Below are 15,098 nucleotides of genomic sequence, written 5' to 3' on the forward strand. Positions count from 1 at the left end.
TTGTACTTTTTTTGTCAAACGCTGTCATCCTTCATTCAATTTTTTCAGTGGGGAATTGATGAGAAATGAGTATGTGTTTGGGGCGCTGAGCAGTTGATATGTTTGAATTGTGAACGTCTACAAAAAAATCTCATTCCGGATGAAAAATTTTTCGCATAAGAGAGGAAATGGTGCACGTTTTTCCTCCAGTTTCAGAAAGAACGTGCACACTTTTCCAGTTGATTATTCGCCGATAATCGTTAATTTTCTTGTTTTTTCAGCGACAGCTTCTGGGTCGACCTTGATTCTTGCAACGCCAGTTTCCATTGCTGCTTTTGCCACCGCTTTTGCTACCGCTGGTGCTACGCGTGCATCAAATGGTGCAGGGATGACATATTCAGCTGACAATTCTTCATCTGAAACAAGAGACGCAATCGCTTCAACAGCTGCGATTTTCATTTCTTCGTTAATGTGAGTCGCACGTACATCTAATGCTCCGCGGAAAATTCCTGGGAATGCCAGTACGTTGTTCACTTGGTTCGGGAAGTCAGAACGGCCAGTTCCTACAACACTTGCACCTGCTGCATGTGCATCTTCTGGCATGATCTCTGGATTTGGATTAGCCATAGCAAAGATGACAGGATCTTTTGCCATTTTTCCAACCATTTCTTTTGTTAAAGCGCCTGCTACAGAAACCCCGATAAAGACGTCTGCACCTTCAATGACTTCTTCTAATGAACCTTCTTTGCGGTCTTGGTTCGTGAATTTAGCTACTTCGTTTTTCACTGCATTCATACCGTTCGGGCGGCCTTCGTAAATAGCACCTTTCGTATCACACATAATGATATCACGTACACCGAAATGATAAAGAAGTTTGATAATCGCAATTCCTGCTGCCCCGGCGCCGTTTGCCACTACTTTGATTGAAGACATGGATTTTCCAGATAGCTTCAGTGCATTCACAAGTCCTGCTACTGTCACAATGGCTGTTCCGTGCTGATCATCGTGGAAAACTGGAATGTTTGTCTCTTTTTTCAAGCGCTCTTCGATGATAAAGCAGTTAGGTGCTGCAATATCTTCAAGGTTCACACCGCCAAAAGTCGGCTCAAGAAGCTTCACTGTTTCAACGATTTTGTCAACATCGTTCGTTGCAAGCGCGATTGGGAAAGCATCCACGCCTGCAAAACTTTTGAATAATACAGCTTTCCCTTCCATTACTGGAAGAGATGCTTCTGCACCAATATTTCCAAGCCCTAAAACAGCGCTTCCGTCTGTGACAACAGCGACCATATTGCCTTTCATTGTATAATCATACACTTTGCTTGTGTCGTCATAAATATCTTTACATGGTTCTGCAACACCAGGTGAATAAGCCAAGCTCAAGTCTTTCGCATTTTTCACTTGTACTTTTGATTTTGATTCGAGTTTGCCTTGATTCTCTTTGTGCATATGTAATGCTTCTTCTCTTAATGACATGTGATGAACACTCCTTCAAGTGGAAAATGATTTAATGATTTGCTAAGTTGATAAGCACATACTGGCAGTTTTAAATACACAGAATCTTTAAAATGATAACACAATAGGTGAATTTGTAAAACATATTCAGGCGATTTGTCATCATTTAATCACAACGTTTTGTTCACCGAGCAGCTCTTTTAACTGGAAAATCACAGCATGATTTGCATGAACTTTGTATGCATCTGGAAGTCTCATCGTCTTTTTTTGCTTCTCATAATACAAATAGACATCTGCTTCTCCGCTGTGCATCGAGAGGACTCGTTTTACTTGCTCTAGCAGCTCCTGCGTATGATTCTCTTCTTTGACCCGAATGTAGACAGACTCTTTTCTTTTTGCGTCCATCTCTTCCAGCAAAGCAGCTTCTTGCACGATGATTTGACTGCTGTCATTTCTGACCTCTACTCTGCCTTCAACATAAAGCATGGTGCCCTCCTCAAGTAAGGGGGACAGCTTTCTAAATTGCTCTGGAAAGACAACGCCTTCCATTTCTCCCGTTTCATCCCCAAATGTAACAAATGCCATCGATTGTCCATTTTTTGTCCGAATCGATTTCACTTTTGTCAAAAGACCACCCATTGAGATTTTACGCTTTATATAGGAAGAAAGTCTTATGATTTCCACTGCACCATTCTCTCTTAAGCGGTCTCGGTACGCTTGTACTGGATGATTTGATAAATATAACCCGAGTGCCTCTTTTTCAAATTGCAGGAGGTCAACAAGCGGCATTTCTTCTATCTCCGCATATTTTGGCTTAATGGAGAAGGTTGTATCCCCAAGAAAGTCCAGCTGATCCTCTGGATTTAAAAATGACACGTGGTCTAACGCAATATCTATCGATGCTAATAACGAAGCACGATTGGGATAAAATTCATCCATCGCCCCTGAAAAAATGAGCGCTTCAATCGTTTTTCGGTTGACACTCTTTGGTGATACTCTTGCGCAAAAATCAAATAAATCTTCAAACGGCTTTTCCTGTCTTGCTCTGTATATATCCTTTACAGCTGACACTCCGACATTTTTGATCGCTCTTAAGCTGTAGCGGATCTCCCCTTTTTCAACCGTAAATGGAAACTCACTCTTATTAATAGAAGGCTTCAACACAGATATCCCTTTTTCCTTCGCCTCATAGAAATATTGAGCAACTTTGTCTTCATTTCCAATTACACTCGTTAAAAGACCGCACATAAAATATAACGGATAATGCGCTTTTAAATAAGCAAGCTGAAAGCCAATCATGCTATATGCAACAGCATGGCTTCTATTAAAACCATAGTTTGCAAATTTGACGATTAAGTCATAAACGTCATTTGCAATGTTAACAGGATACTCCTTTTTTAGGCATCCTTCAACAAAATGGCTTCGCTCTTCATCAAGGACCTTTTTATCCTTCTTCGAAACAGCTCTTCTTAATAGATCTGCCTCGCCCAGCTGAAAACCAGCCATCTTCGCTGCAATCAGCATGATTTGCTCTTGATAGACGATGACCCCATATGTATCCTTTAATATGTCATACAAATCAGGATGAGGATAGGAGACCTTGACTCTGCCATGCTTTCGGTCGATAAAAAGCGGGATATTTTCCATTGGACCTGGACGATAGAGGGCATTGACCGCCACGATGTCTTCTAAACTAGACGGCTTCAGGCGTCTCAGCACCTGTCGCATTCCCTGTGATTCAAGCTGGAATATTCCAGTTGTATCTCCGGCGGATAACAATTCAAACGTTTTCTGATCCTCGTATGAAATGTCACTAAAGTTAATGTGGACGTTTTCCTGTCTTTCAATCTGGTTTTTAATGGATTCAATTAATGTTAAGTTTCTGAGCCCTAAGAAATCCATCTTTAAAAGTCCAAGGTCTTCTAAATAATTCATGGCGTACTGCGTTAAATACACACCTTCATGGCCGTCTTGAATCGGAACGACCTCTGTCAGCGGCTCTTCGCTCAGCACAACGCCAGCTGCATGTGTAGAGGTGTGTCTTGGCAAGCCTTCTACTTTTAAAGCAGTTTGGAAGACCTTTCGAAGCTCTTCGGATTGCTGAAGCATCGTTTTTAATTCAGAAGATGCAGTCACCGCTTCTTTCAGCGTCGTTCCTGGCTTTGATGGAATCAGCTTGGCAAGACGGTCCGCTGCTTTTGAATCAATTCCCATCACACGTCCAACATCCCTTAAAGCAGCTTTTGCTGCAAGTGTTCCAAACGTGACAATTTGCGCCACATGCATGTCTCCGTATTTGTCTTTTACATAAGAAATGATTTCATCTCTTCTCGTATCGGGGAAATCAATATCTATATCTGGCATACTGATCCGCTCTGGATTTAAGAAACGCTCAAATAAAAGACCGTGACGGATCGGATCGACATCCGTAATAAACAGAACATAAGCAACAAGTGAACCCGCTGCTGATCCCCGTCCAGGGCCTGTGACAATCCCTTTGTCATGCGCATACTTCATAAAATCCCACACAATGAGAAAATAATCACTGAAATTCATTTTTTGGATAATGCTCAGCTCATATTCAAGCCTTTTAACATACATGTCATTTGAAGCAATCTTTCTTTGCTTCATCCCTTCTGCGCACACTCTGTGTAAAAACTGATCTGCTGTTGATTGATCAGGAGTTGGATAGGATGGAAGTTTTGTCTGCCCAAGATTTAAATCGACTTCACAGCGGTCTGCAATCTCCACCGTTCTTGTCAGCAGCTCTCGATCATCTCTATACCATTCAAACATTTCATCAAAGGATTTGAAATGCTTTTCTCCTCGGTCTTCCTCTATCTCTGAAAGCTGCTTACCTGCTTTAATCGCCTTTAAGCACGTATAAGCCATTTTGTCTTCTCGATTGATATAGTGAACATCACCCGTCGCAACAAGAGGAATGTCCGTACTTTGTGAGACGTCCCGCAGTTTGCCGGCGAGCGATTCGTCCTGCTGAAATGGCTGAAGTGCGATATACACATGTCCCTCGCCGAATATATGCTTCAATTGTTTGGCGGCTTCACGCGCTTCTTCTAACTGATCATGCTGCAAAAGCGTTTCAATATACCCAGATGCGCCTGGTGTGATGGCAATGAGCCCGCGGTGATAGCTTTTGAGCCATTTCTCTTTCAATCCGGCTTTTGATTTTGATTTCAGCACACTGCTGATTTTGATCAGGTTTTGATAGCCTTCATTGTTTTTTGCAAGGAGTACCAAGGGATAAGCCTCTGTCTCTTGTTCATCTATGAAGACAGAAGCTGTTAAACCGATAACCGGCTTGATGCCATGTTTTTTACATTCCTTATAAAATTCAACCGTGCCATACATCACATGGTCATCGGTAAGAGCAAGCGCCTTGCAGCCAAGTTCTTTTGCTTTCAGCACAAGCTCCTTTACTTTAGCTGCACTGCTTAACAAGCTGTATCCACTGTGGACCTGAAGATGAACATAAGACATGCTTAATCCACTCCTTTCGTCTAAAGTCATTCTTTCATTATAAAACGCGATGCGATGAGAAACAAATGTTCTTTCTTTTCTGACCGTTCATACTTGTCCAGCACACGCCATATATTGAATAGAGTGAGGTGGACAAAATGGATGTGAAGGAAGCTTTTATTCCGAATTTTATCAGCTGTTATTTTATCGCCCTTGGGGTCATTTTGGGTGGTGCTATCATAGGCGGTGTTGGTGCGTATTTATCTGGTCAGCCGCCTTTATCCATTATTACTAGTCTTGCCAACCGTTTAAAGATTTGGGCGCTTGTCGCCGCTATCGGTGGAACATTTGATGCTGTTTATAGCTTTGAACGAGGCATTTTCGAAGGAAACACGCGTGATATTTTCAAGCAGATTTTATTAATTATCTCTGCCATGGGCGGTGCACAAACGGGGTATCTCATTATTACGTGGCTCACCCAGGAGCATGTGTCATCATGAGGGTGCCGGAGCTGTATAAACGCCCAGGCTGGCAGCGTTTTTTTGCAGGAATGATGTTTGGTGCGATTGTAAGCTGGCTCATTTTTCTCTTTACATACGGAACCTTTCAGGAAAAGCAAGTGACACTGCTGAGAAGCCAGCAGCATCATATGGACAGTCTGAAAGAACAAATCACACTCTATCGGGAAGATTTGCATAAGTTAAATGAGGATAATAAGAAGCGGCTGCTGATTCAAAGCGTAGATGTTCATCTCGTGAATCGTGAGCAGTATAAAATCCCAGAGCCAGATACGCTAAAGTTTGAAGATCAGGTCAAGGAGGATATCTCAGAAGTCATTACAAAGGATATTGAAAGTGTCTATAAAACAAAGGAATTACTAAAACGGACAGTGGAAAATAAAGAATATACCATTCGGGAAAAGGCATATCGCGCGAAAGTGACAGAGCTGACAATTTATACGAAGCTTTCACTTGAAGTACGTATTTCATTTGCTGAATAAGGAGGTTGTGGAATTTTTATGAATTTCTGCCCTCAAAGATCGCTTTTCATGCTTCATTTTTATACACTAAAAGTAGAACGAAATCTTAAATAGAAAGAGGTGAGGACAATGGAGGTTTACAGCTATCGTCAAATGGCACGAGACAAAGCAAGCCGGATCAAAGACGGCATGTGCGCCTATGCTGAGACAGAAATGATGGCTCATTTAATTAAAAAAGAATTAAAGCATCAAAATCTCCAAGCCTATGAAGATTCAACAGACATCGGCTGCTGGTTTATCCCTGTATGCAAGTAACCCTTTTCTCCATGACAAAAAAGAGAGAAGGGACTTAAGTATCCCTCCTCTCTTATGATGATGATTTACATACTTCCTCTAAATCACGCAAAATCTCATCTGCTACTGCCCAATCATAAATGGACGCACCGGCTGCAAGCGGGTGGCCGCCGCCATGATATTTTTTCGCAATGGTGTTAATGACGACGCCTTTAGAGCGGAATCTAACACGAATCTGATCGTTTTCTTCCACAAAAAAGACCCATGCCTTAATGCCTGCAATATTTCCTAGTGTCCCAACAAGCTGTGAGGCTTGCTGCGCTGTTGTTTGGAACGATTCCAAAATTTCACGCTTAATGAAAACAGATGCAACCCCGTTCTCTGACAAAGAAATATGTTGAAAAATATAACCATTTAATTTCACGACATTCAAATCTGTCTCATACAATTGATTGAAAAGATCTGAAGATGAAAATGGATATTCGATGAGTTCACCTGCATATTTGAGTGTCTTTTTCGTTGTGTTTGGGAAAAGGAAGCGGCCTGTGTCTCCTACAATGCCGGCATAGATCAATTCAGCCGCCTTTGTATTCAGCTGATATCCTTCTTCTTTCCCCTCTAAGTACAATTCATAAATCATCTCGCTCACAGAGCTTGCCTCTGTATCCACCCAAAGCAAATCACCATAAGGATCTTCATTTGGATGATGGTCGATTTTCATCAGCTTATCGCCCATTAAATAGCGCTGATCATCGATTCTTGCTTGATTGGCCGTATCACAGACAATGACAAGGGCCCCTTTATACACGTCGTCTGGTACCTCATCGAGTTCATATAAAAATGAAAGGGATGGCTCAGGCGTTCCTGTCGCATAAATATTTTTTTCTGGATAGGTGGCACGCAAGATTTCCGTAAGGCCGCACTGCGATCCATACGCATCAGGATCTGGTCTTACATGTCTATGGATGATGATGGTGTCATATAATGATATGGTTCTAATCAGTTCTTTTTTCATAAAAACTCCTTCTCATGCGATACTCTTTTTATTATTAAATCATAATCTATCGTGACGGAAAAGTGAGGAATAGACAATTTATTCTAGTAAGCAAGCCTATTTACGTTTAAAATAGGGTTGTAACCACTTACAATGGAGGCTTGGCACATGCTTGTTTTGATTGTGTTTATTATTTGTTCTGCCATGTTTTATTTATACTACAAAGCAAAAAATGTCCGTACGAACCGGCCAGTCGAGAAAAAATTCTGGTCGGCGAAATCCAGTATGGCACTTGGCTGCTTTGTCCTGCTCTTCGGTGTGAATCAATTATTTTTAAACCGCTCGTCACTCGCATTTGTCATCGGATTTATTTTTGTTGCCGTCGGTATCGGCAGTACGTGGGCTGGGTATAAAGCCTACAAGCATTACCTTCCGCTCTTCTTAAAGGAAGGCGAAAAAGATCACGCGTAATAAGGAAAGGGGCGACATAAGTTCGCCCTTTTTATCATTATCCCCTCTCCATCAGCTGCACCATCAGCATCGCTTTGCCTACGATATTCGATTGGTGATAAACCTCCACTTCCAGCTTTCCAAACTTGCGCCCTACTTCTAAAATATTCGGCTTAATCTGGATTGTGGATTCCATTTGGACCGGTTTTAAGAAATAGACAGAGAGACTCTCGACGATCAGTTCGCCCTTTTTATGAGATTTTAAGAAGCGGTTGGCAGATTCGATTAAAATTTGTGTGAACACCCCATATGAAATGTTTCCAAGCTGATTCGTCATTTGCGGGGTAACCTCGTATTGATAAACCGCATCCGCTTTTGGTTTCTCTGTATCGGTTTCTTTAAACCCTCTTGAGACAACATCATCCAGCTTTTCTCCGACCTGCGGCTGCTTTTGAATCATTTGGAGCGCCTTGAGCACATCCTGACGGCTGATCATACCGATCAGCTTCGCATGATCATCCACAACTGGCAGCACCTCAATGCCTTCCCACACCATCATTTGTGCAGCTGAGGCGACAGATGTTTTGCCAATGACCGTCAGTGGATTTTTCGTCATCACTTTTTCAATCGGTGTGGAGCGGTCATGCCCCGCAATATCCTTTGAGGTGAGGATTCCGTGAATCTTCATTTGATCATCTGCGACCGGGAAACGGCCGTGGCCAGTTTCATAATTCTTTTCATACCATTTTTCAAGCTTATCCTCTGGTGATAAATACACGGTGCGTTCAATCGGCGTTAAAATATCTTCTACAAGCACAATTTCTTTTTTAATTAATTGGTCATAAATGGCTCTGTTAATGAGGGCCGCTACGGTAAATGTATCGTAGCTTGTCGATAAAATCGGCAGCTCCAGCTCATCTGCGAGCTGAATGATTTCATCATCTGTTGAGAATCCGCCTGTGACCAGCACAGCCGCCCCTGCCTCTAATGCCTGTCTGTGGGCATTGATTCGGTTTCCGACGATGAGCAGGTTGCCAGCAGCCGTATAGCGCATCATTGCGTCCAGCTCCATCGCTCCAATGACAAATTTGTTTAACGTTTTATGTAATCCGGCGCGTCCTCCAAGGACCTGGCCATCAATGACATTGACCACTTCTGCATATGTCAGTTTTTCAATATTTTCTTTTTTCTTTTGTTCAATTCGAATGGTGCCGACTCGTTCAATGGTACTGACGAATCCTTTATTTTCAGCATCTTTGATGGCCCGGTAAGCGGTGCCTTCACTCACTTTCATTTCTTTCGCTATGCGCCGGACAGAGATTTTCTCCCCGACATCTAATGAATCAATATACGATAAAATTTGCTCATGCTTTGTCGCCAATCCCGTTCACCCTTTTTGTTTTCAGCGTTTTCATCTATGTTTCATTATAAGGGCAGGAGGCTTTTAATAGCAATTTGTCTTTTCTTTCAGCAGATGAAGGCAAATAAAAAAAGCCGGCATTTGTGTGCCAGCTTTATTCATATGAGGATTAAATCTCGATTGATTCCCCGCTGTTTAACACATGACCGACGCCGCCATGCAGGCTGTCTGCAAATGCATGCGGATCCTGTTCAATTGGCGGGAATGTGCTGTAGTGAATCGGAACGACCTGTTTTGCCCGCAGCCATTCTGCTGCGATTCTTGCATCCTCCGGTCCCATCGTGAAGTTATCACCAATTGGAAGGAATGCGAGCTCAATATGATTCAGTTCACCAATCAGCTTCATATCTGAAAAGAGTGCAGTGTCTCCAGCATGATAAATGGTTTTGCCCTCTGCGGTAAATAAAATACCTGATGGCATCCCTGTATACGTAATCGTCTGTGCCTCTTCATCAATGACAGCTGAACCATGGAACGCTTGCGTGAGCTTCACTTTACCAAATTCAAACTCACGGCCGCCTCCAATAGAAAGCGGGTGCGTTTTCACCCCTTGCCAGCTTAAATACGTGGCAAGTTCGAAAGGCGCGACAACAAGTGCATCATTGTTCTTAGCAATTTCAATGGTGTCGCCGATGTGATCTCCATGTCCATGTGTCAGTAAAATGACATTCGCTTTCACATCTTGCGGTTTGATCTCTGTGTGCTTATTTCCATTTAAAAATGGATCAATCCAAATATGGTATCCGTTTGTTTCAATGTGTACAACTGAATGTCCATGATATGTAGCTTTCATGTGAGTATATCCACCTTTCAATTTTTGATCTCATATCATTTATTCCCTCTATAAAAAGCTGAAAAACTTAATGCCTGTGAATCACGTTAAGACCACCTGTTGCTTCAATGACGGTCCCTGTAATAAGATCTGAACGGTCATCGCATAGAAATGAGATGATACGTCCTATATCCTCTCCAGTGCCAGACCTGCCTATCGGCGTTTCATCGTCTTTGATTTGACGGGCTTCCTCTATTGTCGATTCTTTCATGTCTCCAACGATTTTGCCTGGACACACCATATTGGCCGTGATACCATTTTCGGCTTCTTCAATCGCAATGGTTTTCGTCAATGACGCAAGGCCCACTTTTGCCGCTCCAAAGGCTGATCTGTGCATCCAGCCTGGCGCATGGTCTGCACCTTGGAAGCCATAAGTGATAATGCGGCCAAAGCCTTGTTTTCTCATCATTGGGATGACCATTCGGAACAAATGGAATACTGCTGATAGGTTGCCTTCCATCATTTGATACCATTCATCCTCAGAATAATCCGCCAGTTTTTTTCGTTCAAAAATATAAGGGCCAGCATTGTTAATCAGGGCATCAATCCGCCCAAATCGCTCTGCTGCCAGCTCTACCATGTTTTTTAAATCTTCTTTTTTTGTCACATCACCTTGGACAAATTGAAGCTTATCTTCGTACTGCTGTAGTTCTTCTTTCATCTGCCGGACAGCTTCATCATCACTTCGATAATTCACTGTCACAGAATACCCCATATTCAGTAAAGACTCGGTGACTTTCCGGCCAAGTCCTTTAGAACCCGCTGTTATTAATGCGTGTCGCACACAATCTCCTCCTAAAGCAAAGGTTGCAAGTTCACGTGTTTCTTTTGTTATCTTTACTTTACTATAAACCGGCATCTGGCGCACTTATGAACCCTTTATCGATATGAGTCAAACAGTATAGGGTGATTCATCCACTTTTTCAAATCCCAAGAGCCATGGATATCGAGCAGCAGCGAAACAAAACGATAGCATTCTCTCACCTCATGAAGATCGCGAGGAAGCGGGCAAATCTTTTCATAACCCAATTGAACATTGCGGGCAGCTTCTTTCGTCAAAAGGTATTCCAATGCAATAAAATCAAACGCAGCTGGTCCATATACGACATATTCTGTATCAACTAAACTCGTCACTTGATCATCATTTTCAATATATTGAGACGGATCTAAATCAATTAAAATAAGACTGGCTGAATCAGGCGTCCTTAGCTTTTCGATCTTTTGCAGCACAATTTCTGCATAACAGTGAAATTCAGGCTGATCAGCGTAATAGCGGTCTATGAGTTTGGATACAGCCTTTTTTAACACAGCATGGAATTCTCTCAAATGCTTCTTTTCAGCTCCGTAGACTGCACCAAAAAAGTCAATACGATATGAATGAAGTTGTGCTAGTTTCCTCCCATAATCCTTATAAAAGTCTGATGAACGTCCCTCAAAAGATGTACAAGTTGTTCCTTCTACTTTTTCCATTACATAAAAATGTCTCCCTACCTTCTTCACTTTACGAACAACTTCTGGAATATGAAAGGAAGAATTCATATGAGACAACTTTTGATTGATTTGATCGATATGCTCTTGTACAGTACGGTCATCTACTCCATAGATCATCTTGATCCCAAACACAAATTCACTTTCTTCTCTTGCAGTTTTAGGAGATTTGACTACATATTCCGTTTTATCTTGTAAGGAGATCAGCCACACATCATTAACCCGTCCGTCATATTGTTCTCCTAACGTTTTCACTGATACGATTGGTTGATGAAACAAAGCCTCAAGCGTTTTCTTCATGATCTGCTGTCACTCCCTCTTCTGCTTGACGCAGGTATGCTTTCATTTCTCCAATGATCATCAATCTCCTTTTTCCATGACAAAAAAACCATCCGTATAAACGAATGGTTTTGATAAGTTATGCCAGGCAGGCTTTTGCTTTTTCTAAAGCGAGCTGAATTTGTTTGAATCCAGTTCCGCCTGCACTTGTTCTTTTTTCAACAGCAACATATGGGTCAAGAACTGTGTAAATGTCTTGTTCAAAAAGTTCGCTTGCTTCTGTAAATGTTTCAAAAGGAAGATCACTTAGATAGATGCCTTTTTGAATACATGTATACACAAGCTTGCCAACGATTTCGTGTGCTTCACGGAATGGCATGCCTTTTTTCGCAAGGTAGTCTGCCACTTCTGTTGCGTTTGAGAAATCTTCTTTTGTTGCCTTTTTCATGACATCTTCGTTCACTGTCATCGTTTGAATCATGCCTGTGAAAATTTGCAGGCTGCCAGCGATGGTTTTCACTGTATCAAACATGCCTTCTTTATCTTCTTGCAGGTCTTTGTTATACGTAAGCGGCAAGCCTTTCATAATCGTGAGAAGCCCCATCAGATTGCCATACACGCGGCCTGTTTTCCCGCGGATTAATTCAGCCATATCCGGGTTTTTCTTCTGCGGCATCATGCTGCTGCCTGTTGCATACGTGTCATCGAGTTCAATGAATTTGAATTCTTGCGAGCACCATAAAATGATTTCCTCACAAAAACGTGAGAGATGCATCATCACAAGGCTGCTATTAGATAAAAACTCTAAAATGAAGTCCCGGTCACTCACACCATCGAGGCTGTTTTCGTAAATGTGGTCAAAGCCAAGCTGCTCTGCTGTATATTCACGATCAATCGGGAATGTCGTTCCTGCTAACGCTCCGCATCCAAGTGGAGACACGTTAATTCGCTTCAATGAATCTTGAAAGCGCGCTTTGTCACGCTCAAGCATCCAAAAATAGGCGAGCATATGATGGGCAAACGAAATAGGCTGTGCACGCTGCAGGTGCGTATATCCTGGAAAAATTGTTTCAACGTGCTGTTCTGCCTTTTCTACAAGCACCGTTTGAAAGGAAGAGATCAGCTCAATAATATGCTCGACTTGGTTATTCAAATATAAGTGCATATCGGTTGCAACCTGATCATTCCGGCTTCTCGCTGTGTGCAATTTGCCGCCAAGCGGACCAATCTCATCAATGAGCATTTTTTCAAGGTTTAAATGAATGTCTTCATAATCGACTGAGAATTCCAGTTCATCCGCCTCTGCCTTTTTCATGAGCGTATTTAGTCCGTCTTTGATGGCAGCGGCCTCCTCATCGCCGAGGATACCGCATTTATTCAGCATACTTGCATGAGCAAGGGAGCCGGTCAAATCTTCTTTGACTAATTGTTTGTCGAAATGAATGGACGCGCCAAACTCATCGACCCATTTTTCTGGTGTTTTTTGAAATCGGCCTCCCCAAAGCTTTTTCATGCTTTAACCTGCTCCTTTTTATTCACGATGCTGTTTACTTTTGTCGGTAAGCCCCAAAGGTTAATAAATCCTACAGCTGCATCATGATCGAATTCGTCTGCTTTTGTATAAGTTGCTAGATTTTCATCATAAAGTGAATATGGTGATTTACGTCCTTCTACAATGGCATGACCTTTAAATAGTTTCACACGTACAACACCCGTTACGTTCTGCTGTGTTTCTTGTAAGAATGCATCTAGTGCTTCTTTAAGCGGTGAGAACCATAAGCCGTTGTATATTAATTCAGCCATTTTTTGTTCAACGATTGGTTTAAAGTGTGCCACTTCCTTGACAAGCGTTAAGTCTTCAAGCTCTTTATGTGCTTTAAGAAGTGTGACAGCACCTGGGCACTCGTACACTTCACGGGATTTGATGCCAACAAGACGGTTTTCAACGTGATCGATTCTGCCTACACCATGCTGACCAGCGACTTCATTTAAATGAAGGATGAGATCAGATAATGAATATTGGATACCATCAATCGCAGTCGGTTTTCCTTTTTCAAACGTGATCTCAATGATTTCAGGTGTGTCAGGCGTTTTTTCAAGTGGATTTGTCAGATCGTATGCACCCTCTGGCGGCGCAGCCCAAGGATCTTCTAAAATGCCACATTCGTTACTTCTGCCCCAAAGGTTTTGGTCGATTGAATATGGGCTGTCTAAGTTAATCGGAATTGGAATACCGTGTTTTTGTGCATAATCGATTTCTTCATCACGAGACCATTTCCATTCACGCACTGGTGCAAGAACTTCTAGGTCTGGATTCAATGCTTTAATGGATACTTCGAAACGAACTTGGTCGTTCCCTTTTCCAGTACATCCATGAGCAACTGCTACTGCATTTTCTTTTTCTGCCACTTCCACTAATTTTTTTGCAATAAGCGGGCGGGATAGTGCAGATACTAGTGGATATTTTCCTTCATACATTGTGTGTGCTTGTAATGCAGTGAGCGCAAACTCTTCAGCAAATTCTTCTTTTGCGTCAATCATGTATGATTGAACAGCTCCGACTTGAAGTGCTTTTTGTTGAACGAATGCTAAATCTTTTCCTTCACCTACGTCCAAGCAGCAAGCAACGACTTCGTATCCTTGCTCTTGTAACCATTTAACTGCAACAGAGGTATCAAGACCTCCGGAATATGCTAATACGACTTTTTTATTTTGTGACATGATTGAAAAGCTCCTCTCGCTTGTTTTGATTCTGTGAATGTTTTTGCATAAAAATAAGTTTTAATTTATAAACATGCATTTAGTATGTATACACTGTAACAAGGAAAAATTGTTTTTTCAACCCCTTTATGAAAAAAACTCTGCCAAATTTTCTTGGCAGAGTCATTTTGGGCTATTTTTGATCCTTTTCAAGCTCTCGTAAGACATGAGGAAGCTCTGGAATCACGAGTTTGGTCATGGCTAAACGAACGGCTCCGGTAGATCCCGGCGTGGCAAAGACAGCCTTTTGATTGACGACCCCTGCCGTTGCCCTGGATAAAATAGCAGCTGAACCTATGTCTTCTGTATAACTGAGCATGCGGAAGATTTCGCCAAAGCCAGGCAGTTCCTTGGAAAAAAGAGGGGTGATTGCTTCAATGGTCACATCCCTTGCAGCAATTCCTGTGCCGCCATTTAACAAGACGGCATCTATTTTCGGTTCGCTTGTTCCCTCCAGCACAGCGTCTTGAATCGATCCTATATCATCTTTTACAATATCGTATGCAAGAACAAGATGTCCCTGTTCTTTGAGCAAATCAATCATCAGACGGCCGCTTTTATCTGTATCTTTCGTTCTTGTATCACTGACCGTAATGACTTTCACATAAAGCCTTTCTTTCGCCTCACGTTTATGTTCTGTCACGCTCATCTTTCGCACCGCTCCCTTTTGCTTCATATTGGACAACATTAT

Annotated in this window: 14 protein-coding genes; 4 read left to right on the forward strand and 10 right to left on the reverse strand. The window is 42.1% G+C overall.

Features of this window, described 5'->3' with window-relative positions:
- Positions 1–222: 222 nt before the first annotated feature.
- Together NSQ34_RS12980 and dnaE are read right to left on the reverse strand one after the other, a co-directional pair.
- Positions 223–1,455, reverse strand: a complete 1,233-nt coding sequence (locus NSQ34_RS12980) for a malic enzyme-like NAD(P)-binding protein (RefSeq protein WP_025092260.1) — start codon at positions 1,453–1,455, stop codon at positions 223–225.
- Between the two features lie 141 nt (positions 1,456–1,596).
- Complete coding sequence (gene dnaE, locus NSQ34_RS12985; protein WP_176966881.1) at positions 1,597–4,932, reverse strand: DNA polymerase III subunit alpha; 3,336 nt, start codon at positions 4,930–4,932, stop codon at positions 1,597–1,599.
- Between the two features lie 137 nt (positions 4,933–5,069).
- On the opposite strand from dnaE, the gene NSQ34_RS12990 reads away from it, so the two are divergent.
- The 3 genes from NSQ34_RS12990 (at position 5,070) to NSQ34_RS13000 (ending at position 6,205) form a co-directional block, all read left to right on the forward strand.
- Positions 5,070–5,411: a YtrH family sporulation protein gene (locus NSQ34_RS12990; protein ID WP_024424798.1), complete on the forward strand. Its 342-nt coding sequence runs from the start codon at positions 5,070–5,072 to the stop codon at positions 5,409–5,411.
- Positions 5,408–5,911: a sporulation membrane protein YtrI gene (gene ytrI / locus NSQ34_RS12995; RefSeq protein WP_003216226.1), complete on the forward strand. Its 504-nt coding sequence runs from the start codon at positions 5,408–5,410 to the stop codon at positions 5,909–5,911. Before NSQ34_RS12990 ends, ytrI begins: the two co-directional genes overlap by 4 nt.
- Positions 5,912–6,019: 108 nt before the next feature.
- Positions 6,020–6,205 (forward strand): hypothetical protein, encoded by a 186-nt coding sequence (locus NSQ34_RS13000; RefSeq protein WP_003216400.1) that lies wholly within the window; start codon positions 6,020–6,022, stop codon positions 6,203–6,205.
- Positions 6,206–6,257: 52 nt separating this feature from the next.
- On the opposite strand, the gene NSQ34_RS13005 is transcribed toward NSQ34_RS13000, so the two are convergent.
- Positions 6,258–7,199 carry a bifunctional oligoribonuclease/PAP phosphatase NrnA gene (locus NSQ34_RS13005; RefSeq protein WP_024424800.1) on the reverse strand — a complete coding sequence of 314 codons (942 nt, stop codon included), beginning with the start codon at positions 7,197–7,199 and terminating at the stop codon, positions 6,258–6,260.
- A gap of 147 nt (positions 7,200–7,346) precedes the next feature.
- Here NSQ34_RS13005 and NSQ34_RS13010 point away from each other — a divergent pair, with 147 nt between their 5' ends.
- Entirely contained in the window at positions 7,347–7,649 is a 303-nt protein-coding gene (locus tag NSQ34_RS13010; RefSeq protein WP_003216665.1) for a YtpI family protein, read from the forward strand.
- Between the two features lie 37 nt (positions 7,650–7,686).
- On the opposite strand, the gene NSQ34_RS13015 is transcribed toward NSQ34_RS13010, so the two are convergent.
- The 7 genes from NSQ34_RS13015 to NSQ34_RS13045 all read right to left on the reverse strand — a co-directional run bounded on the left by NSQ34_RS13015 (position 7,687) and on the right by NSQ34_RS13045 (position 15,056).
- Positions 7,687–9,009 carry a CBS domain-containing protein gene (locus NSQ34_RS13015; RefSeq protein WP_034279630.1) on the reverse strand — a complete coding sequence of 441 codons (1,323 nt, stop codon included), beginning with the start codon at positions 9,007–9,009 and terminating at the stop codon, positions 7,687–7,689.
- A gap of 148 nt (positions 9,010–9,157) precedes the next feature.
- Positions 9,158–9,841 (reverse strand): metal-dependent hydrolase, encoded by a 684-nt coding sequence (locus tag NSQ34_RS13020; RefSeq protein ID WP_176966880.1) that lies wholly within the window; start codon positions 9,839–9,841, stop codon positions 9,158–9,160.
- A 67-nt stretch (positions 9,842–9,908) separates the two neighbouring features.
- Positions 9,909–10,664, reverse strand: a complete 756-nt coding sequence (locus NSQ34_RS13025) for an SDR family oxidoreductase (protein ID WP_034279624.1) — start codon at positions 10,662–10,664, stop codon at positions 9,909–9,911.
- A gap of 95 nt (positions 10,665–10,759) precedes the next feature.
- Positions 10,760–11,668 carry a phosphotransferase gene (locus NSQ34_RS13030; protein WP_268456590.1) on the reverse strand — a complete coding sequence of 303 codons (909 nt, stop codon included), beginning with the start codon at positions 11,666–11,668 and terminating at the stop codon, positions 10,760–10,762.
- 118 nt (positions 11,669–11,786) lie between these two features.
- A complete protein-coding gene (argH, locus tag NSQ34_RS13035; RefSeq protein ID WP_024424805.1) occupies positions 11,787–13,160 on the reverse strand; it encodes an argininosuccinate lyase in 1,374 nt (457 codons plus the stop codon).
- On the reverse strand, positions 13,157–14,368 hold the full coding sequence (locus NSQ34_RS13040; RefSeq protein ID WP_024424806.1) for an argininosuccinate synthase: 1,212 nt from the start codon (positions 14,366–14,368) through the stop codon (positions 13,157–13,159). Before NSQ34_RS13040 ends, argH begins: the two co-directional genes overlap by 4 nt.
- Before the next feature lie 172 nt (positions 14,369–14,540).
- Positions 14,541–15,056 (reverse strand): MogA/MoaB family molybdenum cofactor biosynthesis protein, encoded by a 516-nt coding sequence (locus NSQ34_RS13045; RefSeq protein WP_024426150.1) that lies wholly within the window; start codon positions 15,054–15,056, stop codon positions 14,541–14,543.
- Positions 15,057–15,098: the final 42 nt, after the last annotated feature.

The organism is Bacillus sp. FSL P2-0069, from assembly GCF_038593315.1.
Classification (GTDB): Bacteria; Bacillota; Bacilli; order Bacillales; family Bacillaceae; genus Bacillus; species Bacillus safensis.

Excerpts from the sequence above, each read along its gene's own strand:
- NSQ34_RS13045 (WP_024426150.1), bottom strand. The coding sequence starts at position 15,056 with ATGAGCGTGACAGAACATAAACGTGAGGCGAAAGAAAGGCTTTATGTG.
- NSQ34_RS13040 (WP_024424806.1), bottom strand. The coding sequence starts at position 14,368 with ATGTCACAAAATAAAAAAGTCGTATTAGCATATTCCGGAGGTCTTGAT.
- NSQ34_RS13010 (WP_003216665.1), top strand. The coding sequence starts at position 7,347 with ATGCTTGTTTTGATTGTGTTTATTATTTGTTCTGCCATGTTTTATTTA.
- ytrI (WP_003216226.1), top strand. The coding sequence starts at position 5,408 with ATGAGGGTGCCGGAGCTGTATAAACGCCCAGGCTGGCAGCGTTTTTTT.
- argH (WP_024424805.1), bottom strand. The coding sequence starts at position 13,160 with ATGAAAAAGCTTTGGGGAGGCCGATTTCAAAAAACACCAGAAAAATGG.
- NSQ34_RS13020 (WP_176966880.1), bottom strand. The coding sequence starts at position 9,841 with ATGAAAGCTACATATCATGGACATTCAGTTGTACACATTGAAACAAAC.
- dnaE (WP_176966881.1), bottom strand. The coding sequence starts at position 4,932 with ATGTCTTATGTTCATCTTCAGGTCCACAGTGGATACAGCTTGTTAAGC.
- NSQ34_RS12990 (WP_024424798.1), top strand. The coding sequence starts at position 5,070 with ATGGATGTGAAGGAAGCTTTTATTCCGAATTTTATCAGCTGTTATTTT.
- NSQ34_RS13005 (WP_024424800.1), bottom strand. The coding sequence starts at position 7,199 with ATGAAAAAAGAACTGATTAGAACCATATCATTATATGACACCATCATC.
- NSQ34_RS13000 (WP_003216400.1), top strand. The coding sequence starts at position 6,020 with ATGGAGGTTTACAGCTATCGTCAAATGGCACGAGACAAAGCAAGCCGG.
- NSQ34_RS12980 (WP_025092260.1), bottom strand. The coding sequence starts at position 1,455 with ATGTCATTAAGAGAAGAAGCATTACATATGCACAAAGAGAATCAAGGC.
- NSQ34_RS13030 (WP_268456590.1), bottom strand. The coding sequence starts at position 11,668 with ATGAAGAAAACGCTTGAGGCTTTGTTTCATCAACCAATCGTATCAGTG.